General features: G+C 27.8%; 2 protein-coding genes. One reads left to right on the top strand and one right to left on the bottom strand.

Annotated elements, in window-relative coordinates:
- The coding region (locus tag ACYEKI_RS21180) for a T9SS type A sorting domain-containing protein (RefSeq protein ID WP_459213210.1) at positions 1-862 on the top strand (862 nt) is incomplete at its 5' end.
- A gap of 180 nt (positions 863-1042) precedes the next feature.
- On the opposite strand, the gene ACYEKI_RS21185 is transcribed toward ACYEKI_RS21180, so the two are convergent.
- Positions 1043-1297 (bottom strand): hypothetical protein (locus ACYEKI_RS21185; RefSeq protein WP_459213211.1); only part of this gene is annotated, 255 nt, incomplete at its 5' end.

Consider the following 1297-nt stretch of genomic DNA (forward strand, 5'->3'; position numbering starts at 1 on the left):
TACAACTACAGATCCAATAAATGGCATAGGGAATGAAGGTTGTACCTTATCTTTTGGTACTGCTTTAAATAGGATGAATGCTTCTGCACAACTCTCAACACCACTAGAATGTACTGGTCAACAATATTCTGAAAATCAGTCTAACGATGGTTATAGTTCATATGACATAGGACATTATTCAAGTGCTTCCGTAAATTTCCTAGACTGCTCAGCTTTATTCTCAAATACAACTTCGAATTATAATTATCATTGGGAAGAAATTATAACTGAAAACGGAATTACTTCATATGTATTAGTATTGGAGTTAGACTCATCTAGTATTGATTTAGACTGTGATGAAACGACTGTTGATCCTGATAACCCATGTCCTCCAGGATATTTTTACTCTCCTGGGGGTGGAGATCCTTGTAAACCAATCAAGCCAATTTTAGAAAATTTACAAAACATTAATTTAATTCCTATTGATATAGCTAATATAGGATCAGAAGATGAACATGATGGGGATAAAATTGAAAAAGGACTATATCTAATGATTTTAAATTTTAGAAATAATATTTCAATCCCTATTTATAAAAAGATTGAAAACAATATTTTCTTAAGAAAATATGATAGAAATAATACTAATGACTTAGTAATTTTTATAGATCAAATAGAGGATGAATTATCATTAAGTCTTAATAAAGATGAACATCTTATTTCATATTCAATTTTTGATATTATGGGAAATGGAGCTAAAAAAGGTGATTTTTTATCGAAATCTAATAAACAAAGATTAGACATAAGTGAATTACGAAAAGGAATTTATTTTCTAAATATTGAAACTAACAATCAACGATATACAAAGAAAATAATTAAAGAATAAATATATCAATCAATACCAAGGTGATATTTAATATTACCTTGGTATTTTAATTACTCCTAAATTCATCTACAACTATTTCTATTTATGTAATAATAAACTTCATTATTGTAAAAAATTATATTTATAGCACTAACTATATAACACTGATTGTATAGCTATTATATGAAAAATTACTGCTTTTTAATTTTTAAAGTAACCCTCTTCTTTATTCGTCTCTTTTTTATTCCATTTTGCCCATAATTTAGGGTATCTTTTTGATACTCCTTCTAATTCTGAAGCCAATAAAGGTACATTGATTGCATTGTTGATATGATCCATCATCGAGGGTATTTCTGCTCCTGTTTTTTCTTCATATACTTCTACCACTACAAAACTTAATCCCTCTAGCTCTTCTATACTTTTTATTTCTAATTCATAAGCTATAAGACTCTCTGG

The sequence above is a fragment of the Aquimarina rhabdastrellae genome (assembly GCA_947387485.1).
Taxonomy (GTDB): domain Bacteria; phylum Bacteroidota; class Bacteroidia; order Flavobacteriales; family Flavobacteriaceae; genus Aquimarina.